Below are 2683 nucleotides of genomic sequence, written 5' to 3'. Positions count from 1 at the left end.
CCATCAAAAAAGAGGTATATACGAACTTAGTTCGGGAATACCGTAGTTAGGCGAAAGACCATGCAAAGACCGCCCCCTCCATGGGCGGAATGTTCAGGATTAGCTATGGTGCTATTTTGGTGCGAGAGAGGTTGAGAGAAATTGTTATATGAAGGTACCCTAAGGTCTATTGTAGATTTTTATATTGATTCTTTGGATTATAATGGCATACCGGTGTCACAAATATTGAGAACAAGTGATACTTCAGAGATATTAAATCAACTTAGCTCATTGATTCTGGACGGATTAGTAACACTAACATTTTCGACCGTATTTTTAAATCCTCATATAAAAGCCTTTCCAGACCTTGAACCACAAGAACAGATAAAGAAATTGATGTCTGAATCACTTGATGGTATATGTGCATACCCAACGGCTAAATGTTTGAAGGAATTCAAAAAAGCAAGCAAATATAGAGGGAAGCCATATTCAAGAAGATTATTTTTAGGGGAGCCGCAATTCGAACCAGTATATTTTGATTTAACTATTTTAGAAAAGTATTTGAACGACCCTAGGTACGTTGTTCAGAATGATGATTATTCTGGAAGTATACATAGTATGGATGAATATGATAAAGAACTTGGCGAAGGATTCTTTTTGGACACTTTTGGCCTAGCTTATAATAATCAACATGAGAGGTTTGTTATTGTTTATCTTAGATATCTTAATGATTTAACACCAGATCAACAAAAATACTGGAAATTATTCGAGACAAAAGAGGATTGTTACCAAAATATAGACTATCTAAAAAATACCCTTGGACATTGGGCTGATAATGTATCGATATTTATCGCATTTATTGAAGAATTATATGTGATTAATAAAATGTGTGAATTAATTGGTAAGCCAAGTTTGTTTAAGGAAGATTTTAAAAGAAATCGACCCAAAGATTTTGGCGTTTTTCTTAGGCCTACATTAAATAACTATAATAATTTTGTACATGTTCTTGACAAAATGATGTCAGATAATATTAACAAGGATTTTTTCAAGAATGACATACTCTTGACAGAAGAGATAAAAAGAAAAGATGGAAAAATTGAAACCCGGCAGCGGGGAACTATTTCTTTGCTTGAGGAATGGATTACTAATAATTTTAGACCAAGAGACCCTGAACCAACTAAACAACTTTTCTCAACTCTAAGAAAAGTAAGGAAAGAGAGACAGAAACCAGCTCATGCTGTAGAAAAAGATAATTTTGATAAACGCTACCATATTATGCAAAATGAACTTATTGAAGAGTCTTATACAGCCGTTAGGACAATTAGATTAATTCTTGCTAACCATCCAAAAGTTCAAGGATACTCTGTTCCTGATTGGCTTTACAAAGGGCAGATTCGGTTATATTAAGGTTAGCGAAATATTTTTGCATGGCCGCCATCCGTGGCGGCTTGGCTTCGAGGGGCATGGTCCATCGCCTAACAGGCAGTTCCCAAAACTTAGAATATATGAATGTAGTATGACGCTTCGGGAACTGCCGGGACGTTGAATGAAATTGGTCGCAAGGCCGGGCCGTCCTGGCGCGGGTTAATAGAACAAGCTTAATATTGTTGCAAAAGATTATAGAGGAGTCTTTTTTTATGAAATATATTGCACTGCTCCGAGGAATAAATGTTGGCGGAAAAAACAAAGTTTCTATGCATGATTTGAAAAACTGTTTCGAGAATGCAGGTTTTCTAAATACGCGGACCTATATTAATAGTGGTAATGTCATCTTTGACAGTGAAGAACAAAGTATCATAGATCTATCAAGTTATTGCAATGATATTCTGAAGAAGAAATTTGACTTTCCTATTGGCATAGCATTGATTGATGTTAATACATTGAAAGAGGCATTAGAGAATGTACCTGATTGGTGGGGATATGATCAAAACTCGAAACATAATGCCATATTTGTAATCCAACCTGCCACAGCGGAAGAAATTATTGCGGATGCAGGAAAAATGAAGCCGGAGTATGAACAACTTTATGCTTATAAAGAGATTATATTTTGGTCAGCTCCATTAAAAACATTTTCTAGAACCCGGTGGTCAAAGATAGTCGGAACAAAAGCATATCAAAGTATTACAATTCGAAATGCAAATACAACAAAGAAGTTATTGGAAATGGCACAATCATAAAATGTAAGATGAGAACTTTTTGGGGAATTTACGGGGTCGACATCCTGTCACCCCCTGGATATGGGGGCGACCAACTTCATTTAACACGCCATTCCCGAAACATGGAATTGATATATGTAATATGACGCTTCGTGAATGGCTGAACGATATCTGATATAGTGCCTTTGTGCCTTTCGGTGTAGTATAAGGAGGAGTTAAATTGGAAGGAAGACGTTTAGCAATACCTATTTATCTTAATCAGAGAATAGTTTTTGACCTTCTAGCCATCGTTGAAGGTGGATTTTCTCAATTGCAAACTATCAAGAAGGCCGAGTCTGATGAGAAAGGTAGCAATAGCGAAATATCTGGGGAAGTGGGTACAAAGAATGTATTTGCTTTTCTCAATCTTGGTCTAAAAGCTGGTCTCAATCAAAAAGATACGCAATCTATGCAGAAACACGTACAAGAAGATAGGGTATTTACTCCAGCTTCACTTTTCTCTAGATTGCGGGATAACCTTATAGAACGCAAATTACTTGTTTCTTTAG

The 2683-nt window shown here is 36.2% G+C and carries 3 protein-coding genes; all 3 read left to right on the top strand.

What is annotated here, in order from left to right; genetic code table 11:
- The first annotated feature begins 141 nt into the window (after positions 1–141).
- Positions 142–1386 (top strand): hypothetical protein, encoded by a 1245-nt coding sequence (locus A7D23_RS10310; protein WP_019226597.1) that lies wholly within the window; start codon positions 142–144, stop codon positions 1384–1386.
- Positions 1387–1616: 230 nt separating this feature from the next.
- Complete coding sequence (locus A7D23_RS10305) at positions 1617–2156, top strand: DUF1697 domain-containing protein (RefSeq protein WP_019226598.1); 540 nt, start codon at positions 1617–1619, stop codon at positions 2154–2156.
- Positions 2157–2355: 199 nt separating this feature from the next.
- Positions 2356–2683, top strand: a 328-nt coding sequence (locus A7D23_RS10300) for a hypothetical protein (protein ID WP_348980999.1), incomplete at its 3' end; no start/stop codon positions are given.

It is taken from the genome of Dehalobacter sp. TeCB1 (assembly GCF_001707455.1).
In the GTDB taxonomy this organism is placed as follows: domain Bacteria; phylum Bacillota; class Desulfitobacteriia; order Desulfitobacteriales; family Syntrophobotulaceae; genus Dehalobacter; species Dehalobacter restrictus.
This window is presented reverse-complemented; position numbering and strand designations above follow the sequence as displayed.

Bases quoted from the DNA above. Each gene is read 5' to 3' on its own strand.
- A7D23_RS10305 (WP_019226598.1), top strand. From the start codon at position 1,617: ATGAAATATATTGCACTGCTCCGAGGAATAAATGTTGGCGGAAAAAAC.